The sequence below is a fragment of the Acidovorax sp. SUPP950 genome (assembly GCF_030158935.1).
Taxonomy (GTDB): domain Bacteria; phylum Pseudomonadota; class Gammaproteobacteria; order Burkholderiales; family Burkholderiaceae_C; genus Paracidovorax.
In genome coordinates this window covers 1,242,389-1,268,944 of the sequence record NZ_BQXE01000001.1, presented here as the reverse complement: position 1 = coordinate 1,268,944, position 26,556 = coordinate 1,242,389, and the positions used below count along the sequence as shown (strand labels likewise).

Annotated in this window: 24 protein-coding genes; 9 read left to right on the top strand and 15 right to left on the bottom strand. The window is 68.4% G+C overall.

Annotated elements, in window-relative coordinates; genetic code table 11:
• Positions 1–8: 8 nt before the first annotated feature.
• From AVME950_RS05980 to AVME950_RS05970, 3 genes are all read right to left on the bottom strand, one after another.
• Positions 9–827 carry an ABC transporter permease gene (locus AVME950_RS05980; RefSeq protein ID WP_284429101.1) on the bottom strand — a complete coding sequence of 273 codons (819 nt, stop codon included), beginning with the start codon at positions 825–827 and terminating at the stop codon, positions 9–11.
• A gap of 4 nt (positions 828–831) precedes the next feature.
• Positions 832–1,845: an ABC transporter substrate-binding protein gene (locus tag AVME950_RS05975; protein ID WP_284429100.1), complete on the bottom strand. Its 1,014-nt coding sequence runs from the start codon at positions 1,843–1,845 to the stop codon at positions 832–834.
• A gap of 67 nt (positions 1,846–1,912) precedes the next feature.
• Entirely contained in the window at positions 1,913–2,905 is a 993-nt protein-coding gene (locus tag AVME950_RS05970) for a LacI family DNA-binding transcriptional regulator (RefSeq protein WP_284429099.1), read from the bottom strand.
• 479 nt (positions 2,906–3,384) lie between these two features.
• Here AVME950_RS05970 and AVME950_RS05965 point away from each other — a divergent pair, with 479 nt between their 5' ends.
• Positions 3,385–4,329, top strand: coding sequence for a hypothetical protein (locus tag AVME950_RS05965; protein ID WP_284429098.1), 945 nt, complete (start codon positions 3,385–3,387; stop codon positions 4,327–4,329).
• Between the two features lie 54 nt (positions 4,330–4,383).
• On the opposite strand, the gene lspA is transcribed toward AVME950_RS05965, so the two are convergent.
• The 3 genes from lspA to AVME950_RS05950 form a co-directional block, all read right to left on the bottom strand.
• Positions 4,384–4,893, bottom strand: coding sequence for a signal peptidase II (gene lspA, locus AVME950_RS05960; protein ID WP_284429097.1), 510 nt, complete (start codon positions 4,891–4,893; stop codon positions 4,384–4,386).
• Positions 4,893–7,766 carry an isoleucine--tRNA ligase gene (gene ileS, locus AVME950_RS05955; protein ID WP_284429096.1) on the bottom strand — a complete coding sequence of 958 codons (2,874 nt, stop codon included), beginning with the start codon at positions 7,764–7,766 and terminating at the stop codon, positions 4,893–4,895. Before ileS ends, lspA begins: the two co-directional genes overlap by 1 nt.
• A gap of 109 nt (positions 7,767–7,875) precedes the next feature.
• Positions 7,876–8,916 carry a bifunctional riboflavin kinase/FAD synthetase gene (locus tag AVME950_RS05950; protein ID WP_272564649.1) on the bottom strand — a complete coding sequence of 347 codons (1,041 nt, stop codon included), beginning with the start codon at positions 8,914–8,916 and terminating at the stop codon, positions 7,876–7,878.
• Between the two features lie 166 nt (positions 8,917–9,082).
• On the opposite strand from AVME950_RS05950, the gene AVME950_RS05945 reads away from it, so the two are divergent.
• The 4 genes from AVME950_RS05945 (at position 9,083) to AVME950_RS05930 (ending at position 12,678) form a co-directional block, all read left to right on the top strand.
• Positions 9,083–9,640, top strand: coding sequence for an HNH endonuclease (locus tag AVME950_RS05945; RefSeq protein WP_284429095.1), 558 nt, complete (start codon positions 9,083–9,085; stop codon positions 9,638–9,640).
• A 114-nt stretch (positions 9,641–9,754) separates the two neighbouring features.
• Entirely contained in the window at positions 9,755–10,738 is a 984-nt protein-coding gene (locus AVME950_RS05940; protein ID WP_284429094.1) for a TRAP transporter substrate-binding protein, read from the top strand.
• Positions 10,739–10,858: 120 nt separating this feature from the next.
• A complete protein-coding gene (locus tag AVME950_RS05935; RefSeq protein ID WP_284429093.1) occupies positions 10,859–11,374 on the top strand; it encodes a TRAP transporter small permease in 516 nt (171 codons plus the stop codon).
• Positions 11,375–11,394: 20 nt separating this feature from the next.
• Positions 11,395–12,678: a TRAP transporter large permease gene (locus AVME950_RS05930; protein ID WP_272564644.1), complete on the top strand. Its 1,284-nt coding sequence runs from the start codon at positions 11,395–11,397 to the stop codon at positions 12,676–12,678.
• Positions 12,679–12,755: 77 nt separating this feature from the next.
• Here the strand turns inward: AVME950_RS05930 and AVME950_RS05925 are convergent, their stop codons facing one another.
• Positions 12,756–14,069 (bottom strand): tetratricopeptide repeat protein, encoded by a 1,314-nt coding sequence (locus AVME950_RS05925; RefSeq protein WP_272548716.1) that lies wholly within the window; start codon positions 14,067–14,069, stop codon positions 12,756–12,758.
• Positions 14,070–14,283: 214 nt separating this feature from the next.
• Entirely contained in the window at positions 14,284–15,591 is a 1,308-nt protein-coding gene (locus AVME950_RS05920) for a glycoside hydrolase family 18 protein (protein WP_284429092.1), read from the bottom strand.
• Positions 15,592–15,767: 176 nt separating this feature from the next.
• On the opposite strand from AVME950_RS05920, the gene AVME950_RS05915 reads away from it, so the two are divergent.
• Positions 15,768–16,895 (top strand): esterase-like activity of phytase family protein, encoded by a 1,128-nt coding sequence (locus AVME950_RS05915; RefSeq protein WP_284429091.1) that lies wholly within the window; start codon positions 15,768–15,770, stop codon positions 16,893–16,895.
• A gap of 28 nt (positions 16,896–16,923) precedes the next feature.
• On the opposite strand, the gene AVME950_RS05910 is transcribed toward AVME950_RS05915, so the two are convergent.
• The 3 genes from AVME950_RS05910 to AVME950_RS05900 all read right to left on the bottom strand — a co-directional run bounded on the left by AVME950_RS05910 (position 16,924) and on the right by AVME950_RS05900 (position 20,070).
• Positions 16,924–18,039 (bottom strand): acyl-CoA dehydrogenase family protein, encoded by a 1,116-nt coding sequence (locus AVME950_RS05910; RefSeq protein ID WP_284429090.1) that lies wholly within the window; start codon positions 18,037–18,039, stop codon positions 16,924–16,926.
• Positions 18,040–18,087: 48 nt separating this feature from the next.
• Positions 18,088–19,293, bottom strand: a complete 1,206-nt coding sequence (locus AVME950_RS05905; protein WP_284429089.1) for an acyl-CoA dehydrogenase family protein — start codon at positions 19,291–19,293, stop codon at positions 18,088–18,090.
• 63 nt (positions 19,294–19,356) lie between these two features.
• Positions 19,357–20,070, bottom strand: a complete 714-nt coding sequence (locus tag AVME950_RS05900) for a YceH family protein (protein WP_284429088.1) — start codon at positions 20,068–20,070, stop codon at positions 19,357–19,359.
• Between the two features lie 21 nt (positions 20,071–20,091).
• On the opposite strand from AVME950_RS05900, the gene purN reads away from it, so the two are divergent.
• A complete protein-coding gene (purN, locus tag AVME950_RS05895) occupies positions 20,092–20,676 on the top strand; it encodes a phosphoribosylglycinamide formyltransferase (RefSeq protein WP_284429087.1) in 585 nt (194 codons plus the stop codon).
• Positions 20,677–20,703: 27 nt separating this feature from the next.
• Here purN and AVME950_RS05890 read toward each other — a convergent pair whose 3' ends face one another.
• Complete coding sequence (locus AVME950_RS05890; RefSeq protein WP_284429086.1) at positions 20,704–21,762, bottom strand: sensor domain-containing diguanylate cyclase; 1,059 nt, start codon at positions 21,760–21,762, stop codon at positions 20,704–20,706.
• A gap of 314 nt (positions 21,763–22,076) precedes the next feature.
• The gene (gene xopAW, locus AVME950_RS05885) at positions 22,077–23,144 is read right to left on the bottom strand and encodes a XopAW family type III secretion system calcium-binding effector (protein WP_284429085.1); all 1,068 of its coding nucleotides are present in this window, start codon (positions 23,142–23,144) and stop codon (positions 22,077–22,079) included.
• A 256-nt stretch (positions 23,145–23,400) separates the two neighbouring features.
• Here xopAW and AVME950_RS05880 point away from each other — a divergent pair, with 256 nt between their 5' ends.
• Both AVME950_RS05880 and AVME950_RS05875 read left to right on the top strand, forming a co-directional pair.
• A complete protein-coding gene (locus AVME950_RS05880) occupies positions 23,401–24,129 on the top strand; it encodes a response regulator (RefSeq protein ID WP_284429084.1) in 729 nt (242 codons plus the stop codon).
• 56 nt (positions 24,130–24,185) lie between these two features.
• Positions 24,186–25,289, top strand: a complete 1,104-nt coding sequence (locus AVME950_RS05875) for an ATP-binding protein (protein WP_284429083.1) — start codon at positions 24,186–24,188, stop codon at positions 25,287–25,289.
• Positions 25,290–25,396: 107 nt separating this feature from the next.
• Here the strand turns inward: AVME950_RS05875 and AVME950_RS05870 are convergent, their stop codons facing one another.
• Both AVME950_RS05870 and AVME950_RS05865 read right to left on the bottom strand, forming a co-directional pair.
• Positions 25,397–26,062, bottom strand: a complete 666-nt coding sequence (locus AVME950_RS05870; RefSeq protein WP_284429082.1) for a hypothetical protein — start codon at positions 26,060–26,062, stop codon at positions 25,397–25,399.
• Positions 26,063–26,254: 192 nt separating this feature from the next.
• The gene (locus AVME950_RS05865; RefSeq protein ID WP_284429081.1) at positions 26,255–26,521 is read right to left on the bottom strand and encodes a DUF1653 domain-containing protein; all 267 of its coding nucleotides are present in this window, start codon (positions 26,519–26,521) and stop codon (positions 26,255–26,257) included.
• Between the last annotated feature and the right edge of the window lie 35 nt (positions 26,522–26,556).

The window sequence follows — 26,556 nt, the reverse complement described above, 5'->3', positions numbered from 1 at the left end:
CGGCTCCTTCAGAAAGCGGTGGTGCCGGACACGCGGCGCGACACCCACAGCACCATCCAGGTGATCAGCCCGAGCGTGATCGACAGGCTGGCGGCCAGCGCGAAGTTGGCATAGTTGGTGAACTCGTTGTAGATGGTGATGGGCAGCACCTCGAACTTGGCCGACAGCGTGAACGCCGTGCCGAACGCGCCCATGGCCGTGGCGAAGACGATCGCGCCGCAGGCCAGCGTCGTGGCCGCCAGTTCGGGCACCCACACATCGCGCGCCACGCGCCAGCGCGAGGCGCCCAGCGAGCGGGCCGCTTCTTCCAGCTGCGCATCCATGCTGCCGGCTGCCGCCGTGTAGGTGGCGATGGCCCGCGGCAGCGAGAAATACAGATACGCCAGGAACAGGCCGGTGAGCCCATAGGCGAACGTGGTGCGGCCGGCGCCCAGCGCCTCCGACAGGTCGGCCACCAGCCCCTGCCGCCCGCCCAGCAGGATCATGAAAAAGCCCACGATCACGCCGGGGAACGACAGCGGCAGCGTCAGCAGCGACAGCAGCAGCGCACGGCCATGAAAGCGCTGGCGCGCCAGCGTGATGCCCACCAGCGCACCCAGCACCAGCGTGGCCAGCGTGACGGCGAGCGACAGTCCCAGCGTCTGCAGCAGGCTCTGCAGATAGCGCGCATGGGTCAGCACCGCGAAGTAGGTGTCCCAGCCCTTGGCCGCCGGCAGGGCCAGCAGCAGGGCGACGGGCAGCAGCCAGAACGCCGCGAAGAACGCCACGGCAGGCGCGGCGCACGCCAGCAGCACCGGGCGCGAGGGAGCGGAACCACCGTGGCGCATGGCGTTACTGCACTTCCTTCAGATAGCGGTCGGAGAACGCCTTTTGCGCAGCCGCCATGCGGCCGTAGTCCACGGTCTTGGCGCGCGCGTAGTCGCTGGACGGCAGGAAGCGGGCCTGCACTTCCTTGGGCATGGCGTTGGCGCGCACCGGGCGCAGGTAGGCGTTGGCCCACAGCGCCTGGCCTTCGTCGGACAGCACGAAGTCCAGCACCTTCCTGGCGTCTGCCGCATGCGGGGCATTGGCCACCAGGCTCATCACGTAAGGCACGACCACGGTGCCTTCCGCAGGGATGACGAACTGCACGTTGGCCTGGTCCTTGTACTTGGCGCGGTAGGCGTTGAAGTCGTAGTCCAGCAAGATGGCGATCTCACCCGACAGCACGCGGGCGTAGGCCGTCTGCTTGGGCACGATGGGCTCGTTCTTCTGCAGTGCCTTGAAGTAGTCGATGCCGGGGGCGAAGTTGTCCATGGAGCCGCCGCGCGCCTGGTTGACCGCCACCGCACCCACATAGCCCACGAAGGCCGAGGCCGGATCGAGGTAGCCGATCAGGCCCTTGTAGTCGGGCTTGAGCAGGTCGGCCCACGATTGCGGCACCGGCTTGCCCTTGAGCGCATCGACGTTCACCATGAAGCCGAGCGTGCCCGAGTGGATGGTGAACCAATGGCCCGCCGGGTCCTTGAGGCCTTCCGGAATGTCCTTCCAGCCGGCGGGCTGGTAGGTGCCTACGACGCCGTCTTTCTGCGCCTGGATGGCGAACGTCACGCCGAGGTAGGTCACGTCGGCCACGGGGCTTGCGCGCTCGGCCACCATCTGGGCGAGGGCCTGGCCGGAGTTCTTGTTGTCCGGCGGCACGGTCACGCCCGTGCGGGCCTTGATGGCCTTGAGCTGGCTGCCCCAGTCGGCCCATTCGGGCGGGCAGTTGTAGCAAATGGCGGTTTGCGCCATCGCGGCGGCGCCGGAGGCCAGGCCGAAGGCCAGCACGGTGGTGCGGATCAGGGTTTGCAAGGTGTGTTTCATCGGGGGCTCCAGAAAAGCAGACGAAGGAAGGGATGGGTTGGAGGAAGTGGATTGCGGGATCTGTCGGTCAGGCGCCTGCGCAGGATTCGCCGGCGCGGAAGCGATGGGGCAGCGTCAGGCTGGCCTGTGGCGCCAGTGGCGCATCGGCGGCCATGGCCTGGATCAGCAGTTCCACGCTGCAGCGGCCGATGTCCGCATTGGGCTGGGCCACGGTGCTCAGCACGGGGGTCAGGTCCTGCCCCAGCGCGATGCCGTCGAAGCCCACCACGCTGAGATCGCGCGGCACGGCGAGGCCCGCCTGGTGGGCGGCCCGCAGGCAGCGGATCGCAATCAGGTCGTTGGAGCAGACCAGGGCGGTCGGGCGCTCGGCCCCGCGCAGCCACTGCGCCACGTCCTCCACCGCGGTTTCCACGAAAGGCACTTCGACCACCGGCGCCTGCGTCAGCCCGGCAGCGGCCATGCCGCGTCGAAAGCCGCGGCAGCGCTGCTGTGCGCGGTCCGATGCGGCCAACTGGCCGCTCACCATGGCGATGCGCCGGTGCCCCAGGGCCACCAGCCGTGCCACCAGGTCGGCCACGGCGCCTTCGCTGTCCACCGAGACGCAGGGGTGGCCGGGGTGCCGGTTGTAGGCCAGCACGTAGGGCAGGGCGGCCGCCGCCAGGCGCGCGAGCGCCGTGGAGGACTCGGGCTGCGAGACCACGAGGATCATGCCGTCCACGTCGCCCGCCAGCAGCAGATTCACGGCGCGCTCTTCCTGGGCGATCACGTAGTCGGTGGTGAATGGCAGGATGGCATAGCCCGCCAGCGCCGCGGCGCGCGCGATGCCTTCGAGGCATTCAGCGAACACGGGATTGAGCAGCGTGGGCAACACCACCCCGATGACGCGGCTGCGCTGCGTGCGCAGGGTGCGGGCACTGGCGTTGGGCGCGTAGCCCAGGCGCTCGGCCACGCCGAGCACGAGGTCGCGCGTGGCGGGGGTGACCTTGTCCGGCAGATTGAACGCGCGGGACACGGTGGCGACCGAAACCCCGGCTTCTCGGGCGACGTCCTGGATGGTCATTGGGATGGAATGGGGCTGGAAAAGGCCATGTAATCGATTTCATGGCATTGGAGCGGGGCGGCGTGACGGCGTGATGACAGTGGCGCGCGGTGGGAGCAAAGTCCGCGGGTTCGTCCGCCCACGGGTGTCTTCGCGGCCCGCATGGACGCAGGGCGATGTTGTGCTTAACCTGTGTGTTCCAGTTCCGCATGAGGCGGACTCGGATGGCCGAAGGACGCATGCCCTTGTCCGGCGCCTGCGGCCTGTCCCTTTCAAACCGGGCGCCAGAATCGAGGAGCCGACTTATGGTGTCACCGCTTTCATCCCGGGGCCGTCCGCCTGCCGCGCTGGCCCCCAGTCCAGGTGTCGGACCCCCTTCCACTGGTCGAGACTCCGCCTGCGGGTGCGCGGTAGCTGTCCACGGACTGCATTCGCGTAAAGCCGCCGGTATCGCCGTAATAGAAGGCCTGCTTCGCCCCCGCCAAACCCTGTCCCCCGCAGTGGACCGGCAGTTGCGCGGCTATGTCATGGCACGGGCCATCGATGGCCGGCATGTGGAAGGGCCTGACCTTACGCGCCTGCGCAACGCCACCGCCACGGTCGAGCAGGTCCGAGCGCTGTTGCCGAGCGGTCGCGGCAACGTCAAAGACGACATTGCGCGATTCGGTCACGAAAGCTCCAGGAGGGTCGAAGCGGGCCGGCTTGTGAAGAACATGCTGGTGGAGCACGGCCTGCCGCGAGTTGTGGCCTACGCTGCCGGAGGAATTCTGGCCCAGGCCGGCAATTGTGCAGAGTTCGCTGCCTTGACCATCATGCTGCATGTCCCTCTGTTGAAAGAAGCCAGCTCAGGCACCGACAAGGGGGAGTTCATTTACCTCGTGAAGTCGCAGTGGATCGACCACGACTGGGCAGAGCTGAGGGACGGGCGGGGGCCGGATTACCACATGGTATTGGACCCTTGGCTTCGCGGACCCGCAGTCTTTTCTGCAGACAGCCAATGGGCAGGTGATGCCGGCGACTTCACCCTGAGCCTGGAGCACGGCCATGCCTCGGGCTTGAAAGACAGGGCTGTAATGGAGACGGCTTTGAACGGGAACTCGCCATCTCTGCTGGCCCGCTTCGACCAGGGCTTGCGCGAGGTCGGACCCACGATGCGCTACGCGCCACACACGGTCTTTCCTTCCATGGCGGTGGTGGGCCGGGGGTTCCAGCGGCGAGTGCAACTCAAGCTACAGGCCCCCGTCGATGTTGCCAAGGCCCGCGTTCCTCCTGAAGTGCGGGCCTTGAATCCCAACCTTCGCCGGACCCAGCGCGCTCTGCTCAATGAGGTGCTGGCCGTGGGCGTCGCGCGGCAGATGGACGTCGGCGCAGGCATACGAAGCGCAACGCAGGAAGTGCCCGGGTTGCTGGATGCCGCCAGACGGCTGCGTGACAAAGGCGCCTGACGCTTGCCGCAGCCAGCGTGTTGCTGGGCAGGGCGCGCTGTCGGCGCCCTGTCTTCAGGACGAGCGCTTCACCCGCAGCAGTTCATCCAGGATCAGGCAGGCCGCTCCCACCGTGATGGCCGAGTCCGCCAGGTTGAAGGCCGGAAAGTGCCAGCCCCGCGCGTGGAAGTCCAGGAAGTCCACCACGTAGCCGTGCATCATGCGGTCCACCACGTTGCCCACGGCGCCGCCCAGGATGCTGGACAGCGCGAAGCAAAACAGCTTCTGCCCGGGATGGGCGCGCAACTGCCACACGATGAACAGCGTGGCCGCCACGCCGATGCCCGTGAACACCCAGCGCTGCCAGCCGCCCGCATCCGCCAGGAAGGAGAACGCCGCGCCCGTGTTGTGCGCACGCACGATGTTGAAGAAGCCGGTGATGTAGGTGGCATCGCCCAGCCGGTAGTAGCCCAGGATCAACGTCTTCGTGAACTGGTCTGCGATCAGGATCAGCAGTGCCCAGACGAGCCAGGGCCACATCTTGCTGCCCGCGGAGGATGAAGACGAATAGCTGCTGCGGGCCATCACGCGTGCTCCCGCGCTTCGCCGGCGCCATACAGGTTGCTGGTGCAGCGGCCGCACAGCGTCGGGTGGGCCGGGTCCTGGCCCACATCGCTGCGGTAGTGCCAGCAACGCTCGCACTTGGTGTCGGTACTGGCCTGCACGCTGATCCGCAGCGCATCGCCCGCCACCAGTTCGATCGCGGACGTGATGAAGACGAACTTCAGGTCGTCGCCCAGGCTGGCGAGCAGCGCGTGGTCTTCAGGGGCGGCGGTCAGTGTGACCGTGGCCTGCAGCGAAGAGCCCACCTGGCCGGCCGCGCGCAGCGCTTCGATTTCCTTGTTCACCGCATCGCGGATGGCGCGCAGGCGGGACCACTTGGCCAGCAGCCCTTCGTCGGCGCCCGCGATGGCGCCATAGGTTTCCAGGAAGATCGATTCGGAGGTGCCGAACACCTTCCACGCCTCTTCCGCCGTGAACGACAGGAAGGGCGCCATCCAGCGCAGCATGGCGTGCGTGATCTGGTAGAGCGCGGTCTGGGCGCTGCGGCGTGCCAGGCTCTTGGGCGCCGTGGTGTACAGGCGGTCCTTGAGCACGTCGAGGTAGAAGCCGCCCAGGTCTTCCGAGCAGTACAGCTGCAGCTTGGCCACCACGGGATGGAACTCGTAAACCTGGTAGTGGGCCAGCACTTCGGCCTGGAATTCGGCGGCCCGCGTGAGCGCATAGCGGTCGATCTCCAGCATCTGGTCGAACGGCACGGCGTCGGCCTTCGGATCGAAGTCGCTCACGTTGGCCAGCAGGAAGCGCAGCGTGTTGCGGATGCGGCGGTAGGCGTCCACCACGCGCGCCAGGATCTTGTCGTCGCCCGCGATGTCGCCCGAGTAGTCGCTGGCGGCCACCCACAGGCGGATGATCTCGGCGCCGAGCTTCTTGTTGATCTCCTGCGGATCGATGCCGTTGCCCAGCGACTTGCTCATCTTGCGGCCCTGGCTGTCCACGGTGAAGCCGTGGGTCAGCAGGCCCTTGTAGGGCGCGCGGCCCTCCAGCGCGCTCGCCAGCAGCAGCGAGCTGTGGAACCAGCCGCGGTGCTGGTCGTGGCCTTCGAGGTACAGGTCGGCCTCGGGGCCGGTGTCGTGGTGCACGTTCGGGTGCGTGCCGCGCAGCACGTGGAAGAAGGTGGAACCGGAGTCGAACCACACCTCCAGGATGTCGGTGCTCTTGGTGTAGCAGGCGGCGTCCTCGGCGCCCAGGATGTCTTCGGGCGTCACGCGGCTCCAGGCCTCGATGCCGCCCTTCTCGACGATATCGGCCGCCTTGTCCATGATCTCCATGGTGCGCGGATGCAGCTCGCCCGAGTCCTTGTGCAGGAAGAACGGGATCGGCACGCCCCAGCTGCGCTGGCGCGAGATGCACCAGTCGGGCCGGTTGGCGATCATGTCGTGCAGGCGGGCCTTGCCGTTCTCGGGGTAGAAACTGGTGTGCTCGATGGCTTCCAGCGCCGTCTGGCGCAGGGTCTTGGGCGCCTTGTCCTTCGTGAACACGCCTTCGCCTTCGTCCATGCGGATGAACCATTGCGCGGCGGCTCGGTAGATCACGGGGGTCTTGTGGCGCCAGCAGTGCGGGTAGCTGTGGGTGATGTCCTTGGTGGCCATCAGGCGGCCAGCGTTGCGCAGCGCCTCGATGACGACCGGCACGGCCTTCCAGATGTGCTGGCCGCCGAACAGGGGGAAGTCGGCCGCGTAGGTGCCGTTGCCCTGCACGGGGTTCAGGATGTCGTCCAGCGCCAGGCCGTGCGCGCGGCAGGAGTTGAAATCCTCCAGGCCGTAGGCGGGAGAGGAGTGCACGATGCCGGTGCCGTCGTCGGCCGTGGCGTAGTCGGCCAGGTACACGGGCGACAGGCGCCGGTAGCCATGGCTGCCGTCTTCGCTTTTCACGTCGTAGAGCGGGTGTTCGAACTCCAGCCCGCCGAGCTTTTCGCCCAGCGCCGTGGCGAGCACCTGGCCGGTGAGGCCGTAGCGGGCCATGCAGTCTTCCACCAGCGATTCGGCCAGCACCAGCAGGCCACGCTCGGTGTCCACCAGCGCATAGGTGATTTCGGGGTTCAGGTTCAGCGCCTGGTTGGCGGGGATGGTCCAGGCGGTGGTGGTCCAGATCACCACGAAGGCATCTTTCTGCAAAGCGCTCAATCCGAAGGCGGCGGCCAGCTTCGCGGGCTCGTGCGCCTTGAAGGCCACGTCCAGCGTGGTGCTCTTCTTGTCTTGGTACTCGATCTCGAACTCGGCCAGGGATGAGCCGCAGTCGAAGCACCAGTACACGGGCTTCAGGCCCCGGTACACGAAGCCGCGCTCCATCACGCGCTTGAACGCCCGGATTTCGCCTGCTTCGTTGGCGAAGTTCATCGTCTTGTAGGGGTTGTCCCATTCACCCAGTACGCCCAGGCGCTGGAAGTCGCCCATCTGCTGGGCGATCTGCTCGGTGGCATAGGCGCGGCTCTTGGCCTGCATGTCGTCGCGGCTCAGGTTGCGGCCGTGCTTTTTCTCGATAGCGTTCTCGATCGGCAGGCCGTGGCAATCCCAGCCAGGCACGTACAGCGCGTCGAAGCCTTCGAGCTGGCGCGCCTTGGTGATCATGTCCTTCAGGATCTTGTTCACCGCATGGCCCATGTGGATCTGGCCGTTGGCGTAGGGCGGGCCGTCGTGCAGGATGAACTTCGGTGCGCCGCAGCGGGCGTCGCGCAGCTTCTTGTAGATGCCTTTTTCGTCCCATTCCTTCACCCAGCCCGGCTCGCGCTTGGGCAGGTCGCCGCGCATCGGGAAGGCGGTGTCGGGCAAGTTGAGCGTGGCGCGGTAGTCCGTGCCGGTGGAAGGGGTGGGGGTGGCGTTCGTGTTCTCGGACATGGCAAGACCTAAGGAGCGGGCCGTTCCGGGCCATGGCCTGGAACGCAGGAAGAGAAAGAAGATGAGGGGGCGGACGGGGCCGCAGGGCTGCGCTGCGGCACGGGGACCGTCAAATTCGGTCGCGCGTGGTCTGGCGACGGGTCTCGGCGTGCGTGGAGGCGGAGAAATACGCCCGCGCGTCATCGCAGTCCCTGGCGATGCCGCGGGTGAGGGCGTCGAAGCTGTCGTATTTCAGCTCGTCGTGCAGTTTGTGCAGGAGTTCCACGCGGACGATTTTACCGTACGCCCCTTCGGCCCCCAGATCGCGGGGCCAGTCCAGGCAGTGGGTCTCCAGCAGCACGCGGCCGCCGTTCACGTCCCGGGGATCGAGCGACGGGCGCACGCCCAGGTTGGCCACGCCCGGCAGGGGCTCGGCGGCCAGGCCGTGCACCCGCACCACGAAGATGCCGCCCGCAGCGGGCTTCCAGTGGGCAAAGCGCAGGTTGAGCGTGCGAAAGCCGTCGCCGGCGCCCTCGCGGCTGGCGCCCAGCTCACGGCCGAGCTTGCGCCCGTGCACCACGTGGCCCGAGATGGCATAGGGCCGGCCCAGCAGCCGCGCGGCGTCTTCCATGCGGCCGGCGGCCAGGGCCTCGCGCACGGCCGAGCTCGATACCCGCAGGCCATGCACCTCGTAGCTGTTCATGCGGGCCACCTCGAAGCCCTGGCTGCGCCCGGCGCCGTCCAGCATGGCGTAGTCGCCCGCGCGCTGCGCGCCGAAGCGGAAATCGTCGCCCACCAGCACGTAGCGCGCGCCCAGGCCGCGCACCAGCACGTCCTCGATGAACGCCTGCGGCGGCTGGCTGGCCAGCCGTTCGTTGAAGGGCAGCACCACGGTCTGCTGCACGCCGCAGCGGCGCAGTTCGTCCAGCTTGTCGCGCAGGGTGCCAATGCGGGCGGGGGCCAGTTCGGGGCGCTGGCGGGCGCCGGCGAAATAGTCGCGCGGGTGGGGCTCGAACGTCAGCACGCAGCTGGGCACGCCGCGGTGGGCCGCCTCGTTGTTCAGCAGCGCCAGCATGGCCTGGTGGCCACGGTGCACGCCGTCGAAATTGCCGATGGTGAGGGCGCAGGCCGATGCAATGTCGGGGTGATGGAAGCCTCGAAAGATCTTCATCGGAGTGCTTTACTTTTGATAGCGCCGTGCGCAGGTGTATCAAGCGCTGGACGCCAATTTGTCATGAACGGAGTATATTGTGAGCCACAGGCCGGCCTTGGCACGCCGCCCGTGAGACATCAGCGTTCCGAATCCTTGTGTGCATCGTTGTTCCAGGAGGCGAGTTGTGAAGGTCTTGAAGTTGTCGGCCCAGGGGCTGCCCCAATCGTGGATTTCGCTGGAACAGGCGGTCATTCACTATGCCGCGGGCGAGGTGCGCTGGGAATCCGGCGCGCAGATCGCCCGGTTCCGCGGCGGCCACAACGCCGTGACGGGCGAGCAGTCGGTCATCGGCGTCAACAGCATCATCGGCACCAAGGGCGTGCCGGCCATCAACCCGTTCAACCTCAAGCCCAGCCTGACCAACGGCAAGCTCTTCGCCCGCGACCGCAACGTCTGCGCGTATTGCGGCGGGCATTTCCACGAAGAAGACCTCACGCGCGAGCACATCGTGCCCTATGCGCGCCAGGGCGTGGACCACTGGATGAACGTGGTCACGGCCTGCCGCCCCTGCAACCACCGCAAGGGCCCGCGCACGCCCGAGCAGGCGCACATGCCGCTGCTCTACGCGCCCTACGTGCCCAGCCTGTGGGAGGACTTCATCCTGCGCAACCGCCGCATCCTGGCGGATCAGATGGAGTTTTTGATGGCGCACGTGCCCAAATCGTCCCGCCTGCTGGACTGATCGAAAAAAAGCGCCTGCGCAGGTACTTTCCCCGAGGGCCGGGGGGCGGGGCTGCGGGAATAATCCTGCCTCCTTTGTCACAACGCCCCCTGGGGGCCAGATCGGACCGTTTCCATGCGCATTGCTTCCCGCCGCCTGTTGCTGGCCGCCGCCGTTGCCGGCTTGCCCATCCTTCCCGTGTTCGCCCAGCAGGCCAAGGAAATCAAGGTCGGTTATGCGCTGGCGATCAACTCGCACTACGGCGCGGCCGCCCAGGCCTGGGCCGACACGGTCGAGAAAGGCACCAACGGCGCCTTCAAGTTCAAGCAGTTCCCCTCCAGCGCCCTGGGTGGCGAGCGCGAGCTGATCGAAGGCCTGCAGCTGGGCACCGTGGAGGCGGTGATCGTCTCCACCGGCGCCCTGAGCAACTTCGTGCCCGATGTGGGCGTGGTGGACATTCCCTTCCTGTTCCGCGACACGGCCCATGCCCGCGCGGTGCTGGACGGCCCGTTCGGCCAGGACCTGCTGGGCAAGTTCAAGGGCCGGGGCCTGATCGCCCTGGCCTGGGGCGAGCAGGGCTTTCGCCACCTGACCAATAACAAGCATCCGGTGAGCACGCCGGCAGACCTCAAGGGCTTCAAGATCCGCGTGACCGAGAACCCCGTGCACATCACTGCCTTCCGCACGCTGGGCGCCTCGCCCACGCCCATGTCCTGGCCCGAAGTGATCGGTGCGCTGCAGCAGGGCACGATCGACGGGCAGGAGAACCCGATGTCGGTGATCGTTTCCGCCAAGCTGCCGCAGGTGCAGAAATACCTCTCGCTGACCGGCCACGTCTATGCGCCCATGGCGCTGATCGTGTCGCCCAACCTCTGGTCGAGCCTCAGCGATGCGCAGAAGGCCAGCTTCACCCAGGGTGCCAAGGCGGGTGCGGCGGCCTCGCGCAAGTTCGTGGACGACGTGGAGCAAAAGGGCCTGGCAGACGTCAAGGCGGCCGGCATGCAGGTCGTGGAGTCGGTCGACAAGTCGGCCTTCCAGAAGGCCCTGGAGCCCGCCTACAAGCAATACGCCACCAAGTTCGGCCAGAAGACGCTGGACCAGATCACCAGCACGAAGTGATGGTGGCCGGCGCGGCCGGAGCCTGTCCGGCGTGCGCTTTTCCTCTGCCCGGCCTGGCCGGGCTTTTTCCGTTTTGATCGATCGACCGACAGATTGGCGCCGGCAGGTGCCCTCCCTCCCATGCTGAACCGATTCGAGCGCGCGCTGGTGGCCTGCAACCGCTGGCTGCTCATCATCCTGCTGCTGGCCATGGCCTGCATCGTCTTCGCCAACGTGGTGCTGCGCTACACCACGGGCGATTCCATCGTCTGGGCGGAGGAGGTGGCCCGGCACCTGATGATCTGGGGCACGTTCCTCGGGGCCGGACTGGTGCTGCGCTTCGGCGGGCACGTGGCCATCGACAACCTGCACCACACGCTGGGGCAGACTGGCGCGCGCTGGCTGCGCGGGCTGATCGTGGCGGGGCTGGGCGTGTTCTTCCTGGTGATGGCGTGGTTCTCGGTGCAGTACGTGTGGGCCACGCGGTTCCAGACCACGCCGGCCACCGACATCGCGTTCGCCTGGATCTATTCGGCGATGCCGGTGGGCTTCCTGCTGCTGTTCGTGCACCTGCTGTTCATGGCCCGGGGCTATGTACGGGATGGGCGCTATGTTGAGTCCGACGAGATGGACGCCGAGTCCGCCGCGTCGCTGTGATGTTCCGAAGGACCTGACCCATGGCCATCACCCTCTTCGTTTCCGCCATCGTCCTGATGGCACTGGGCTTTCCCGTCGCATTCGCGCTGGCCATGTCGGCCGCGATCGCGGTGTTCGTGGGCGGGCGCTATCCGCAGCTGATCGTGTTCAAGGAGATGTTCACCGGCATCGACAGCTTCCCGCTGATGGCGGTGCCGTTCTTCATCCTCGCGGCCGAGATCATGTCCGGCGGCGCGCTCACCGTGGTGCTGCTGCGCTTCGCGGCGCAGTTCGTGGGCCACCTGCGCGGCGGGCTGGGGCATGCCAACATCCTGTCACTCACGCTGTTCTCGGGCATCTCAGGCTCGGCCCTGGCCGATGCGGCGGGGCCCGGCTCCATGATGGTAAAGATGATGGACAAGGCCGGGTATTCGCGTGCCTACGCGGCGGCACTCACCGCCAGCACGGCCATCGTGGGCCCCATCATTCCGCCCTCGATCATCATGATCATCTATGCGCTGCAGGACGAGCAGGTGTCTGTGGGGGCGCTCTTCATCGCCGGCTTCGCGCCCGGGCTGCTGATCGCTGCGGCCATGGCGCTCGTCAACTGGCGCGTGTGCGTGCGCCGCGATTACCGATCGCGCGAGCCACGGCCGAGCCGCGCGGAGATGCTGTCCAACAGCATTCGCGCCATCCCGGCGTTGATGCTGGTCGTGCTGATCCTGGTGGGCATCCGCTTCGGGATCTTCACGCCCACCGAGGCGTCGGTGGTGGCGGTGTTCTATGCGCTGATCTGCGGCAAATGGATCTACCGCACGCTGGAGTGGAAGGCGCTACCCCACATCGCCGCGCGCTCGGCCTTGCTGACCGCATCGGTGCTGCTGGTGGTGGCGGCGTCGGCCGCGTTCGCCTGGGTGCTGACGATCGAAGGCATTCCCCAGCAACTGGCGGAGACCATCGTGGGGTGGAACCTGTCGCCCGTCACCTTCCTGATCGCGGTGAACATCCTGCTGCTGCTATTCGGCATCTTCATGGAGCCACTGCCGGGCGTGATGATCCTCGTGCCGATCCTGGCGCCCATCTCGGCGGCGCTGGGCATCGATCCGATCCACTTCGCGATGGTGGTGATCGTCAACCTCACCCTGGGCATGATCACGCCGCCCGTGGGCGGGCTGCTGTTCGTGACCTCGGTGGCCACCAAGGTGCCGCTGGCGGCCCTCACGCGGGAGTTGCCGCCCTTCCTGCTGGCGCACCTGGCGGTGCTGATCCTGTTGACTTTCGTGCCGGCCATCTCGACCTGGCTGCCGCACGCGCTGGGGTTCTGACCCCGTGCACGAGGGCATGAAAAAAGCGCGGCAACGGCCGCGCTTTTTCTTTGGGGGGCGCCGTGGGCGCCCCGCCGTCAGACCGCCTTGCGCGCCGTGACGATGAAGCCCTGCACGGGCGCGTTGTTCTCGTAGCGCAGCACGGTGTCTTCCACTTCCACGGTTTCGAAGCCCGCCGCCTTGCACAGAGCCACCACGTGGCTGCGCTTGTGGGCGTAGCGGCCGCTGGGCTGCAGCACCATGTCCGGACCCGCTTCGTCCGAGGTCTCGCAAGAGAAGATCAGCTCGCCCTGGGGCACCAGGATGCGCAGGGCGTTGGGAACGGTTTCGGTGAGGTCGCCGGTGTAGATGAACACGTCCAGCGCGGCCAGCACGTCGTAGATGGCGTCGGGCGTTTCCTGCAGGGCGTCGAGCAGGTTGACGTGGTGGAAGCGGTCGTACACGTTGTGGCGGCCGGCCTGCTCGATCATCTTCATCGAGATGTCCACGCCGATCAAAAAGCCGTCCAGCCGGCCCAGGCACACGCCAAGCAGGCCCGTGCCGCAGCCCAGGTCCAGCAGGTTGAGCTTTTTGTCCGGAAAGCGTTCGAGGATCTTGTCCGCCACGCGCTTGGGCAACTGGTAGCGCAGGCCGCGCACCATGTGCTGGTCGTACATCTCGGCCAGGCTGTCGAAGAGGCCGCGGTTCAGCTCCGGTGGCTGGTGCTTCGGCGTCACGCCATGGGCCAGCGCGGCGTAGTAGGCATAGACCGAGTCGCCAGGGGCCAGTTCCAGCAGCGTCGTCGTGTCGGCGACGGCACGGGCGGGCGTGCCCGCGGCGAGGTGCGCCTTCACGCGGCCGAGCAGCGATTCGGTGTCGGCCGGGTTCTCGGCGATCAGGCCGCTCCACAGCTCGACGGATTCGGCGTGCGCGCCCTGGCCGCTCAGGTCGCGTGCCAGCTGGCGGCGCAGCTGCGCATCGCCGGGCACGAGTTCCAGCCCGCGGCGCAGGTGGCGCACGGCCATGTCCAGGTGGCCCGCGCGGTGCGCGACGTCGATCACCCCGGCCAGTACCACGAGGTTGTTGGGTTCGATCCGGGCGACCTTCTCCGCAGTGCTCACTGCTTCGTCGAACTGGTTCTGGCGTGCCAGCAGCAGGGCCAGTTCCAGCAGGCCAGGGCCCCAGTCCGGCGAGATCGCCACGGCATGGCGCAGCGCCTCGAACGCCTTGGGCAGGTTGCCGGCCTTCTCCGCCATCAGGCCCGCCAGCATGAACACGCGCGGATCGTTGGGGGACTGCTGCTGGGCCTTGTTCAGCGTCAGCGCGGCTTTCTGGAGTTCGCCCTGGGCGATCTGCGTCCTGGCGGTTTCAAGGTGTTGGCGGTTGGGGTCTGCGAGGGGTGTTGCGCTCATGTCGGGAGGGGCAAATAGGGGAGGCGCGCATGCTTGGCGCCTTCAGGATGGGTGGACGATTATCCCGGATTCGCTGCGGGCCCCGTTCGTGCATTGGCCGCGCTGCGACGAGGGCGTTGCACCATGCCTGCGCGGGGCGGGCACGGGCCTGAAAAAAGGCCGCTGCGACCCAAAGGGCGACAGCGGCCTTCCACCTTTGGCGAGCAGTGATCGTTCAGCGCGAGAGTTCGTTGCCCACGGCGCGCACCAGCTCGCCGCCATCGCCCGACAGCTCCCAGAACATCATGCCGCGCAGGCGGGCCAGCTTCACGAAGCGCGCTTTCTCGCGCAGGGTCTGCGCATCGTCGAAGGTCCAGAACGTGGTGCCGTCGAACAGCCAGGCCGCGCGTGCATGGGCATCCCAGTAGCGGCTGAAGCCCGGCTTGGCCTGGAGGGTCTGGTAGTCCTCGATGCCCGCCTCGTACGTGCCGGCGGGAATGCCCGTGGCCGCCTGGTACAGGCCGCGCTGGGCGTTGGTCACGCCCGTCCAGCCGCGCGAATACAGCGGCGCCCCGACGACGATCTTGTGCGCGGGCACGCCCGCCTGCAGGTATCGGCCCACGGTCTCGACCACCGAGAGTTTCTGCGCGCGGGCCGGGTCGTTCGGGTTCGGCGCGAGCGCGGCCTGGTGGTTGGTGGTGCTTTCCCAGGCGCCGTGCAGGTCATACGCCATCACGTTGATGAAGTCGAGCGACCGGGCCACTTCGGCCAGTTCGATCTTGGCGGCGGTCTGCGGGCCGGCCGGCGCGGCGATGGTCAGGCGCAGCTGCGGGTCGATCGCATCGAGCTGGCGGCGAAACTCCTGCAGGAGCAGCGTGAAGTTGCGGGTGTCTTCGGGCCGCACGGTGTTGCCCTCGGCGCCTTCTGCCGCCGGGTATTCCCAGTCGATGTCGATGCCGTCGAACACGCCGGCGGCCGGCCCGTTGCCCGTGGTGCTGCCGTCGGTCCGGCCCTTGATGAACAGGTCGATGCAGGAGGTGACCAGCGCGCTGCGGGATTCGGCGGTGAGCGCGGCGTCGGAGAACCATTTCGACCCATTCCAGCCGCCCAGTGCGATCAGGACCTTGGTGCCGGGGTAGGCCCGCTTGAGTGCGAGCAACTGCTGGAAGTTGCCGCGCAGCGGCTGGCTGGCATCGACCGCTTGGCCGTCCACGCTCTCTTCGGCGGCCCAGGCGCGCTCCACATCGGCGTAGGCATCGCCCAGCTGGCAGACCACCGGGCCGGCGCCGCCGGCCTGCGCGGGCCGAACATTGCCGAACGCGTAGTTGATGGTGGTCACCGCGGGAACGCCTCCCTGGGCGACCAGATCCTTGACCTTGAAGTTGCGCGCATAGATGCCCCACGAGGTGAAGTAGCCGACGACTTCGCGCGGCGGGCTGCCGTTGCCTCCGCCAGGGCCGTGGCCCGGTCCGTGGCTCCAGGCGCTGGTGGCCATGAGGGCCATCAGGGGAATGGCCGCAATCTGTTGGATCAAGGTGCGCATGGCGGAAAAACCTCCGAGATGTTGTTGGGGCGGCCACTATAGCGAAATTCCATCTTTCGGAATGTGTGAAATTTCCCCGCCAAATGCCGGGCCGTGAGTGCCATCAGCCTGTCATGCGGGCCCGCTAAGGTCCGGCGCTGTCCACCCCTGCCATCCCCTTGACCGAAGAGCCGTCCATGTTCAGACCCCTTGCCTGCGCTGCCATCCTCTCCGTGTGCCTTGCCGCCTGTGGGGGCAGCGACGGCGGTGCCCGCGACATCAGCGTGCGCCTGATCGGCGAGCAGACCGTGCCGAACACGCTGCAGGTGGGCGGCACCCTGGTGGGAGGGCTCTCGGGCATCGACTACGACGCCGCGCGCGACACCTGGGTACTGGTCAGCGACGACCGCTCGGACAAGAACCCCGCGCGCTTCTATACCGCGCGCCTGCAGTTCGACCCATCCACATTCGCACCCGTGCAGTTCCTGGGCACCACGCCCTTGCGCCAGGCGGACGGCAGCGTGTACCCCGCGCGCACGGCCTCCACGGCGACGAGCCCCGTGCCCGATCCGGAGGCGATCCGCATCGATCCGCGCGACGGCAGCCTGTGGTGGACCAGCGAGGGCGACCGCAGCCTGGGCCTGGACCCGTTCGTGATGCATGCCGATGCCAGCGGCCGGGCCCTGGGCGCGCTGCCGTGGCCCGCGGCTTACCGCATGTCGCCCACGCAGGCGACCGGCGCGCGCAACAACCTCACGCTGGAGGGGCTCAGCTTCTCGGCCGATGGCGCATCGCTGTGGGTGGCCATGGAGGCGCCGCTCTATCAGGACGGCCCGGTGCCCACGCCCACGGCGGGCGCGTATTCACGCATGCTGCAATACAACCGCAGCGGTGCGCTGCTGCGCCAGGTGGCCTATCCGGTCGATCCCATCCAGGCGGTGCCCGGCACGGGCAAGAACGCGGACAACGGCGTTTCGGAAATGCTGGCGGTGGACGACCACCGCTTCCTGGTGCTGGAGCGCTCGGGCGTGCAGGGCAGCGACGATCTGTACCGCATGCACATCCGCCTGTACGAGATCGACACCGAAGGCGCCAGCGACGTGAGCGGCATGGCCTCGCTGGGTTCGGGCGGCTTCACGCCGGTGCGCAAGCGCCTGGTGCTCAACCTGAACACGCTGGGCCTGCGCACGCTGGACAACATCGAGGGCATGGCCTGGGGGCCGCGTCTGGCCAACGGCCACCGCAGTCTGGTGATGGTGTCCGACAACAACTTCAACGATACGCAGATCAGCCAGTTCCTCGCATTCGAGGTGCTGTCCGAATAGCGCGCTGCGCCACGCCAGGCCCGCCCCGTCAGGCGAAGACGCCGGCCGTGTCCTGCATGCGCGCCGATACCTCGCCCAGGTGGTGCAGCGTGTCGCCGTAGGTCATCTCCAACTGGGTGAGCGTCTTGAAGTAGTGGCTGCCGATGTATTCGTCGGTCACACCGATGCCGCCGTGCAGCTGTACCGATTGCTGGCCCACGAAGCGCATCGACTGGCCCAGCTGCACCTTGGCGCGGGCGATGGCGCGGCGGCGCTCGTCCGCCGGGGCGTTGAGCTTGAGGCTGGCGTAGTAGCTCATCGAGCGCGCCAGCTCCAGCTGCATCTTCATGTCGGCCACGCGGTGGCGCAGGGCCTGGAAGCTGGCGATCACCACGCCGAACTGCTTGCGCTGGTTCATGTAGTCCACGGTGAGCGATACGGCCTGGTCCATCACGCCCACGGCCTCGGCGCACACGCCGGCGATGCCGGTGTCCACCGCCAGGGCCAGCGCGGCCAGCCCGTCGGTGGTGACGAGCGTGGCGGGTGCGTCGGCCAACTGCACCTCGGCCGCGCGGCTGCCGTCCTGCGTGACGTAGCCGCGCGTGGTGACGCCCGGCGCGCCGCGTTCGACCAGGAAGAGGGCGATCGCGCCGTTCCACTGGGCGGGCACCAAGAAGGCATCGGCCTGGTCGCCGGCCGGAACGATGCTCTTGAGGCCTGTCAGCGCATGCCCTGATGGCGCCGCCGCCGCGGTGGCTTCGCACACGTCGAGGCGATAGCGGGCTTTGCGCTCCTGCTGCGCCAGCACGACCAGGGCCTCGCCGCTGGCGATGCGCGGCAGCCAGTCGGCCTGAACGGATTCGGGTGCGTACTGGCCCAGCACGCTGCTGGCGATGAAGGCCTGGGCGAGCGGCTCCAGCACGATGCCCCGGCCCAGTTCCTCCAGGGCCACCATGGCGTCCACCGGGCCCTGGCCCAGGCCGCCGTGCGCCTCGGGCACGGTCAGGGCCGTGAGGCCCAGCTCGGCCAATTCGTTGTAGGCCGCGCGGTCGAAGCCGCCGGCGGCCACGATGCCGCGGCGGCGCTCGAAGGTGTAGCCCTTGTCCACCCAGCGGCGCACCGCGTCGCGCAGCGATTGCTGGTCGTCAGAGAAATCAAAGTCCATTTTTTTCACTCCTGGCGAAGTTCTCGCCCTGGCGGGAGGGGGTGGGGTTCAGCCCAGAACGGTCTGGGCGACGATGTTGCGCTGCACCTCGTTGGAGCCGCCGTAGATGGTGGTCTTGCGCAGGTTGAAGTAATTCGCGGCCAGCGGTGCGTTGACCGCCTCGCCGCCCGGGAATCCGCTCAGCGCGCCGGCGCCCGCATCGCCCTGCCAGCCGGCCTCCATCGCCTCTTCGATGAAGGGCAGGCTGAAGGGGCCGGCGGCCAGCATCATCAGTTCGGCATAGCGCTGCTGGATCTCGCTGCCGCGGATCTTGAGCAGGCCCGCGATGTCCAGTGAGTTCTTGCCGGATTTTTCGGCCGACAGCACCCGCAGCACCAGCATTTCCAGCGCCACGATGTCCACCTCCAGCAGGGCGATCTGGTCGCGAAAGCGCAGGTCGTCGTACAGGCCCTCGGCGCGGGCGATGCGCTTCAAGCGCTCCAGCTCGCGCTTGCTGCGGTTCACGTCGGCGATGTTGGTGCGCTCGTGGCTCAGCAGGTGCTTGGCATAGGTCCAGCCCTTGTTCTCTTCGCCGATCAGGTTCTCGGCGGGCACCTTCACGTTGTCGAAGAAGACCTCGTTGACCTCGCACTCGCCGTCCAGCAATCGGATGGGACGCACGGTGACGCCGGGCGACTTCATGTCGAGCAGCAGGAACGAGATGCCGGTCTGCGGCTTGCCTTCCGTGCTGGTGCGCACGAGGTTGAACATCCAGTCGCCGTACTGGCCCAGCGTGGTCCAGGTCTTCTGGCCGTTGACCACGTAGTGGTCGCCCACGCGCTCGGCGCGCGTCTTGACCGAGGCCAGGTCCGAGCCCGCGCCGGGCTCGCTGTAGCCCTGGCTCCACCACACCTCGCCGCTGGCGATGCCGGGCAGGAAGCGCTTTTGCTGTTCGGCATTGCCGAAGGCCATGATGACGGGCGCCACCATCACCGGACCGAAGGGGATGATGCGCGGCGCGCCGGCCAGGGCGCATTCCTCTTCGAACAGGTGCTTTTGCACGGCGGTCCAGCCCGGGCCGCCGAACTCCTTGGGCCAGCCGAAGCCCAGCCAGCCCTTCTTGCCCAGGATCTTGGCCCAGCCCTGCATGTCGCCCCGCGTCAGGCGCAGGGCGTTGTGCACCTTGTGGGAAATCTCCGGGGGGAGATGCTCTTTGACCCAGGCGCGAATCGTTTCGCGGAAGGCCTGTTCTTCGGGGGTGAATGCGAGATCCATGCGGTGTGTCTCCTGGGGCTGCCGGTTCGAGCCGATCCGCCGGTTGTAGCACGGTCGTGCTTTTTACTCCTGTCCGGGCGGCGACACGGGCGCAGCGCCTTGCGGCTGCGCTGCCTCCAGCCCCAGTTCCTGGCACAGGCGCTGCACCGTGGCGCGCAACTGGGCCACTTCGGCCTCCAGCGCGGCCACGCGCGGGGCCAGTCCCTGGGCGGCGGGGGCCTCGGCGGCCGAGGCACCGGCGGCGTACTGGCTCGCATCGACCGGGCCGCACAGCAGGTGGGCCCAGCGCTGCTCGCGGGCGCCGGGCGCGCGCGGCAGCTGCACCACCAGCGGGCCGCCTTTTTCTTCGCTGCGCGACTGCAGCTCGTCCAGGAAGGCCTCCACCGAGGAGATGTCGGCGAACCGGTGCCAGCGTTCCGAGTTGATGCGCAACTCGCCCGCGGTTTGCGGTCCGCGCAGCATCAGCAGGGCCAGCAGCACCGCCGACTGGTCGGGCACGCCGATGCCGCGCGGGAAGTTGTGCTCGAACTTCGTCGCCCGGTTGCCGCCGATCTCGACCGCCAGTGTGCGCAGGCGCAGTGAATCGAGCGCCTCCTGGGCTTGGGACTCGGTCAGCTGCATCACCGGGTCGCGGCTGCTCTTTTGGTTGCAGCCGGTCAGCACGCCGTTGAGCGTGAGGGGGTAGCTGTCGGGCACGGTGCGGGCTTTTTCCATCAGCGTGGCGAGCACGCGGGCCTCGGTGGGCGACAGGGGGCGGGTGCGGGGATCGAAGGGCATGGCGGGGGATAATTTCCGGCAATGAAGAACATCGTGATTTTGATCTCCGGCAGCGGCTCCAACATGGCAGCCATCGTGAATGCTTCGCGCCAGCAGGATTGGGCCGGCTGCCACGGCGCCCGGGTGGCGGCCGTGCTGAGCAACAAGGCCGACGCCGCGGGCCTGGCCTGGGCCCGGGCCGAGGGGATCGCCACGGATTCGCTGGACCACCGGGCGTTCGATTCGCGCGAGGCCTTCGATGCGGCGCTGGCCGAGCGCATCGACGCCCATGCGCCGGCGCTGGTGGTGCTGGCGGGGTTCATGCGCATCCTGACGCCCGGGTTCGTGGCGCGCTACGCCGGGCGGCTGGTCAACATCCATCCCTCGCTGCTGCCCGCCTTTCCGGGGCTGCACACGCACCAGCGCGCCATCGATGCAGGCTGCGAGGTGGCCGGCGCCACCGTGCACGAGGTGACGGCCGAACTCGATTGCGGCCCCATCCTCGCCCAGGGCGTGGTGCCGGTGCTGCCCGGCGACACGGCGCCGGCGCTGGCCGCGCGCGTGCTGGCGCAGGAACATGCCATCTACCCCCGCGCCGTGCTCAAACTGCTGCCCCGGCTGGGCTGATCCGGACCGCCGGGCGGCGGCCCCCGCTCAGGACCAGCCGTCGAACACGCAGACCCGGTTGCGTCCCGAATCCTTGGCCACGTAGAGCGCCCGGTCGGCCCGCGCCAGCAGTGCGTGGGGATCGCTCACCTCCTCGAACCCCGCCGTGGCCACCCCGAAGCTGGCGGTGACCGGCCGGTGCGGCCAGGTGCTGGCATTCAATGCCGCATGCAGCTTCTCGGCCACGAGGCGGGCGCCGGTGGCGTGCGTCTGGGGCAGCACCACGCAGAATTCCTCGCCGCCGAAGCGGGCCACGAAATCGCCCGCCCGCACATGGCTGCGGACCACTTCGGCCGCATGGCGCAGGATGTCGTCCCCGGCCTGGTGGCCCAGTTCGTCGTTGACGCGCTTGAAATGGTCCAGGTCCACCATCACCAGGCTCAGCGGCTGCCCCGCCTGCTTGCCTTCGTCCCAGCTGGTGCGCAACTGCCGGTCCAGGCAGCGCCGGTTCCACAGCCCGGTGAGCCCGTCGGTCATGCTCTCCAGTTCGAGGCCGGCCATGGCCTGGCGCAGCTCCAGCTGGGTCACCACCTGGCGGGCCAGCGATTCGAGCGCGCGGCGCTCGGCGTCCGTCAGGGTGCGGGGCTCGCGGTCGATCACGCAGACGGTGCCGATGGGCATGCCATCCGAGGTCACCAGCGGCGCACCGGCATAAAACCGGATGCCCGGCTCGCCGGTGACCAGCGGGTTGCCGGCAAAACGCGGGTCCAGGTGCGCATCGGGCACCTCGAACACGTAGTCGGGCTGCAGGATGGCATGGGCGCAAAAGGCCAGCTCGCGCGGGGTTTCGGGGGTGTCCATGCCGGTGCGCGACTTGAACCACTGCCGCTCCGCGTCGATGAGCGAAATCAGCGCGATCGGCGCCTGGCACACCGCTGACGCCAGCATGGTGAGGTCGTCGAAAGCCTGTTCGGGGCGGGTGTCGAGCACGCGCAATTTTTCCAGGGCTTCCAGGCGCTGCGGCTCGTTGAAGGGCAGGGGGGCACCCTGGGATGGGGGCGATTGCGTGGCCCCGGCGGGAGCGTCGGGTTTCTGGATGGGGGGCATCAATGGCTTCACTGAAGGAACGACAGTGAGTGTGTACGCAGCATCCGGTCATTCCGTTGTATCCATTTGATACGGCCAGGGTCTTTGCCCGCGGATACAGACGGCAGCGTGGCAGGCATGCCAATGAGTTTGCTATAAAAAATATAGCTATATGCCCTAGATGATATTGCGCTGGAGCTGTTTTTTGCTCCAATGCCATCGGCGCGGGGTGCCGGTCCACGCAGCTCGTCCACTGACGGGCTGTGCAGCACTGCGTGGACCGGCAAAACCAGGGGCCGGGCGCCCGGTGCCTGCGGGCGCGGCCGGCGGCCCTCTCAGGCCAGGGCGCTCAAGGTGCTGGCGTTGCCGCTGGTGGTCCACGCGCTGGCGGCCGCCGCGTATTGCCGGCGTGCCTGTTCGGCCAGCTGGGTCAAGTCCAGCCGCTGGCCGCTGCGGGAGGCGCTGGCGGTGCTGTCGTCCTGGCCGGTACTGCTGCTGCTGCTGCTGCTGGCCGTGCCGGTGGCATTGGCCGTCGCCCACTGCGTCAGCTGGTCGATGAACGACGACGACTCGCTGGCGCTGAGCTGCTGGTCGCCGTCGGTGTCGATGGCATTGAACAGCGCGGTGACCGCATCCGTCGTGCCGCCGGATGTGCTGGTGGTGCTGGCTGCCGCCAGTTCCGAGGCCGACACGACACCGTCTTCGTTCGTGTCCAGCACGTCGTAGGTGGTGCTGCCGGACGATGCGCTCGCGCTGCTGGCGCCCCCCGCTCCGCCGGGCCCGCCCGGACCACCGGGTCCACCCGGGGGTGGGGGCGGCATGCCGCCCGCCTGCGGTCCGCCCGCGCCGCCCTGGCCCGAAGGCCGGCCCGCATCGAACTCCGCCTGCGACAGGCTGCCGTCACCATCCGCATCCAGCTGGCCGAACAGCTCGTCGCTGCTGGTGCCGGTGGCGCTGGTGGTGCCGCCGGAGATTTTTTCCAGGAGGGTTTGCAATTCCGCCTGGCTCACCTTGCCATCGCTGTCGCCGTCCACCTTGCCGAACAGGTCGTCGCCGGCCTGGCCGGTGGCGCCGCTGCTGGCGTCGCTGCGCGACTGGGCGAAGTCCATGGTGGAGCGCTGCGGCAGCACGCTCTCCAGCGTCTTGGACAGCTCATCGCTGCTCAGGCTGCCGTTGCCGTCGCTGTCGTACTTCTGGATCAGGTCCGAAGCGCTGGTGCTGCTGTCCACACCGCTTTTCTTCGCCACCTTGTCCAGCAGCCCCTGCAGCTCGGTGCCGTCCACGCCGCCGCTGCCATCGGCATCCAATTTTCCGAACAGGCGCTCCGGCGAAGGTCCGGGGCGCGAAGCCCGCTGGACGCTCGCACTGGACCACGCGCTGCCGACACTACTGATGGTCGTCATCATCGTTCCTTTCGTTCCAAGGGTTGGCGGCTGCCGCGCCGTCGTGCGTCCCGGGAGCGGGGCGCGCGCACCGGCAGCAGCCTGCAGCCCATTCTTGGAAGCGCCGGTAACGGCGGTTTGTCCCGTTTGTATCGGGCCTGGTACGAAAGGGTTGGCCAAGGCGCGAACAGCGGGGAAAAAGCCCGCCAGTTCCCGCGCAACGCCGCGCGGGCGCTGCGTACACTGGGGCGGCAACCCCGCTTTTCCGCCCGCTCCCATGCAACACATCCTGGTGGTCGATGACGACGACGACATCACCGTGCTGCTGACGCAGTACCTCGCCCGCTTCGGCTATGCCACCCATGCGGCGCGCGATGCGCAGACCCTGCGCGAGCGCATGGCCGCGCAGGCCATGGACCTCGTCGTGCTGGACATCATGCTGCCCGGCACCGACGGCATCACCCTGGCGCGCGAGCTGCGCGAGCGCTCGGCCGTGCCCATCATCATGCTCACCGCGCGCGCCAATCCGTACGACTGCGTGCTCGGGCTGGAAATGGGCGCCGACGACTACATGAGCAAGCCCTTCGAGCCGCGCGAGCTGGTCGCCCGCATCCAGAACGTGCTGCGGCGCGCGGCGGGCCGTCCCGCGGCCGAGCCCGCGGTGCCGGACGACGTCGTGCGCTTCGACGGCTGGGCGCTGCACAGCGTGGAGCGCCATCTCGTCTCGCCGTCCGGCGTCACCGTGCCGCTCACCAATGCCGAATACCGCCTGCTGTGCACCTTCCTGCGCATGCCGCGGCGCGTGTGCAGCCGCGACCAGCTCATGGAGCATGCGCGCGGCCGCACCATGGATTCGTTCGAGCGCAGCATCGACCTGCTGGTCTCGCGCCTGCGCCACAAGCTGTCGGACGACCCGCGCGCACCCGCCTTCATCCGCACGGTGCGCGGCGTGGGCTACCTGTTTCACACCCAGACCGTGCAGGGGCTGGCGGGCAGGGCGCAGTGACGCAGGCCGCGGCCACCGCGCCGATGGCGCCCGCGCGCACAGGGTGGAGGCGCTGGTTGCCGGACACCCTGTTCGGCCGGCTGGCGCTGCTGCTGTTCGTGGCCGTCACGGCCAGCCACGTGCTGGCCCTCACGCTGATGTTCGAGCTGCGCCCGGCCGGCATGGGCCCGCCGCCGCCACCCGGGGCCGCCATGGACGGCGATGCCGCGCGGCGCCCGCCACCCGCCCGGCCACCCGAACCCGGTGGCCCCTCGCGCGAACGCCGCCCCGGCTTCCTGCACGCGGGCCTCGCGCTGGACATCGGGGTGCGGCTGCTGGCCCTCATGCTTGCCGCCTGGTGGGGGGCGCGCTGGCTGTCGCAGCCCATCCACCGGCTGGCCCGCGCCGCGCGCGATCTGGGCGGCGATCTCCACGGCCCGCCGCTGCCCGAGGATGGCCCCGCCGAATGCCGCGAGGCCAGCCGCGTCTTCAACCAGATGCAGGCGCGCATCCGCCAGCAACTGGCCGAGCGCGACGGCTTCGTGGCCGCGGTGTCGCACGACCTGCGCACGCCGCTCACCCGGCTGCGGCTGCGCGCCGAAACCCTGCACGACGACGGCGAGCGCGAGCGCTTTTGCCGCGACATCGGCGAGATGGACGCCATGATCACCGCCACGCTCGACCACCTGCGCGGCGTGGCCCATGCCGAGCCGGTGGCGCCGCTGGACATCGGGGCGCTGCTGCAGAGCCTGGTGGACGACGCGCAGGACTGCGGCCACGCCGTCACGCTGCAGGGCAGCGCGCGGCCGCTGCCGGCGCGGGTGGGCGCGCTGCGCCGCTGCATCGGCAACCTAGTGGGCAACGCCGTGCGCTACGGCGGCGGCGCCGAGATCACGCTGAGCGACGATGGCGCCGCGGTGCGCATCGCCGTGCGCGACCACGGGCCCGGCCTGCCCGAGCAGGAGCTGGACCGGGTGATGCAGCCCTTCTACCGCGTGGAGGGCTCGCGCAACCGGCACAGCGGCGGCGTGGGCCTGGGGCTGTCGATCGCGCACGACATCGCGCAGCGCCACGGCGGCAGCCTGCAGCTGGGCAATGCGCCAGGCGGCGGTCTGGTTGCCACCGTCATGCTGCCGCGCGGGGACGGGAACGGGGACGGCCAGGCAATGCGTTTGCTATAAAAACAATAGCTGCGGAGGCAATCAACCTTCTGGCGCTGGCACGTCGGCGCATCGAATTGCTCTGGCGGGGGCCGGCAGGGGATGGCCCGCGTCGCCCCCCGCTCCGGCTAAGACCGTTGGAAGAAATGGCGCAGCCGCTGCGCGATTCCCCCGGAGGGGGCATGCGCCGGCGCGGTGGTGGCCGCCGCCGCGGTCGGCAAGCGGGCTTGCGCCTTGGCCTGGGCCTTGGCCCGCGCCTTGTCCTCGGCATCGAACAGATCCTGCAGGGTGACCCTCGTCGCTTGTGCCTCCAGCTCGGGCTCTTCGGCGATGGTGAACAGGGTCCGGCCTTGCAGTCGGGCCATCGCGGCTTGCACCTCGGTGCTCTCGTCGGCCTGGATCTCCTCCGCGTGTGCCGAATCCGGTACGGGCTGCGCTGCGGGCGGCGGCTCCTGCCGGATCTCCGGGTGCGCCCCGGAAGGGGCTTGCGCCGCCGGCGGTTCCGCTGCGGGGCGGGGGAGCGGGGCGGCAAAGGCCGGTCCCGCGCTCGCGTTCATGTAGCGGATGGCGGAGGCCACGTCGGACGCCCGCTGGCTGGCAGTGCCGTCCAGGGGCTGGCGCGGCCGGGGCGCCGTTTGTGGCTTGGAATGGCGCCCCACCAGGCCGGACAGCAGGCCGCCACCGCCGTGGCTGCTGCTGGCTTTGGGCGCCGTACCCACTGTTTTCCCGGGCGAGGTCGACGGGGCCGCGTTCGGGGTGGGACGGGAGTGCGGCAGCAGTTTGGAAAATTTCACGGACCAGACCTTCGTTTCAACTGGCACAGACCAGAGGATGAAACAGGATGGTGTTCCTGGTGCAGTGGAATTCGCTTTGCCGCACGAACGCGCCGTGGCCCATCCGAAGCTGGCGTATTGCAACGGATTAGAATTAATTTGCTATAAAAATAATAGCTACAAAGGCAATCGGATCTAGGGCGTTCGGCACTTCTATGGCTTGGCCGCGGGCACGGCTTCCGGCGATGCCTGCACCCGCTCGAAGCGCGGCTGCGCCCGTCCGTCGATCACCACGGTTTCCTCGAACATCGCGGCGGGCCGCACCCACAGCCCCCGCTCGCCGTAGAGCGCGCGGTACAGCGTCATGGGCTCCAGCGTCTCGCTGTGGCGCGCGGTGTCGATCACCTCGTACAGCAGGCCCTTGTAGTGGCGATAGAGGCCGGGCGGGGTGGGGCGCAGGGCGGGAAGGTCGTCGGTCATGGATACGATAGGGGATTGGCAAACGGGGGATGGCG

Bases quoted from the DNA above. Each gene is read 5' to 3' on its own strand.
- xopAW (WP_284429085.1), bottom strand. From the start codon at position 23,144: ATGACGACCATCAGTAGTGTCGGCAGCGCGTGGTCCAGTGCGAGCGTC.
- AVME950_RS05900 (WP_284429088.1), bottom strand. From the start codon at position 20,070: ATGCCCTTCGATCCCCGCACCCGCCCCCTGTCGCCCACCGAGGCCCGC.
- AVME950_RS05970 (WP_284429099.1), bottom strand. From the start codon at position 2,905: ATGACCATCCAGGACGTCGCCCGAGAAGCCGGGGTTTCGGTCGCCACC.
- AVME950_RS05910 (WP_284429090.1), bottom strand. From the start codon at position 18,039: ATGGACTTTGATTTCTCTGACGACCAGCAATCGCTGCGCGACGCGGTG.
- AVME950_RS05980 (WP_284429101.1), bottom strand. From the start codon at position 827: ATGCGCCACGGTGGTTCCGCTCCCTCGCGCCCGGTGCTGCTGGCGTGC.
- purN (WP_284429087.1), top strand. From the start codon at position 20,092: ATGAAGAACATCGTGATTTTGATCTCCGGCAGCGGCTCCAACATGGCA.
- AVME950_RS05915 (WP_284429091.1), top strand. From the start codon at position 15,768: ATGTTCAGACCCCTTGCCTGCGCTGCCATCCTCTCCGTGTGCCTTGCC.
- AVME950_RS05890 (WP_284429086.1), bottom strand. From the start codon at position 21,762: ATGCCCCCCATCCAGAAACCCGACGCTCCCGCCGGGGCCACGCAATCG.
- AVME950_RS05925 (WP_272548716.1), bottom strand. From the start codon at position 14,069: ATGAGCGCAACACCCCTCGCAGACCCCAACCGCCAACACCTTGAAACC.
- AVME950_RS05950 (WP_272564649.1), bottom strand. From the start codon at position 8,916: ATGAAGATCTTTCGAGGCTTCCATCACCCCGACATTGCATCGGCCTGC.
- AVME950_RS05930 (WP_272564644.1), top strand. From the start codon at position 11,395: ATGGCCATCACCCTCTTCGTTTCCGCCATCGTCCTGATGGCACTGGGC.
- AVME950_RS05865 (WP_284429081.1), bottom strand. From the start codon at position 26,521: ATGACCGACGACCTTCCCGCCCTGCGCCCCACCCCGCCCGGCCTCTAT.
- AVME950_RS05905 (WP_284429089.1), bottom strand. From the start codon at position 19,293: ATGGATCTCGCATTCACCCCCGAAGAACAGGCCTTCCGCGAAACGATT.
- lspA (WP_284429097.1), bottom strand. From the start codon at position 4,893: ATGGCCCGCAGCAGCTATTCGTCTTCATCCTCCGCGGGCAGCAAGATG.
- ileS (WP_284429096.1), bottom strand. From the start codon at position 7,766: ATGTCCGAGAACACGAACGCCACCCCCACCCCTTCCACCGGCACGGAC.
- AVME950_RS05880 (WP_284429084.1), top strand. From the start codon at position 23,401: ATGCAACACATCCTGGTGGTCGATGACGACGACGACATCACCGTGCTG.
- AVME950_RS05940 (WP_284429094.1), top strand. From the start codon at position 9,755: ATGCGCATTGCTTCCCGCCGCCTGTTGCTGGCCGCCGCCGTTGCCGGC.
- AVME950_RS05975 (WP_284429100.1), bottom strand. From the start codon at position 1,845: ATGAAACACACCTTGCAAACCCTGATCCGCACCACCGTGCTGGCCTTC.
- AVME950_RS05920 (WP_284429092.1), bottom strand. From the start codon at position 15,591: ATGCGCACCTTGATCCAACAGATTGCGGCCATTCCCCTGATGGCCCTC.
- AVME950_RS05935 (WP_284429093.1), top strand. From the start codon at position 10,859: ATGCTGAACCGATTCGAGCGCGCGCTGGTGGCCTGCAACCGCTGGCTG.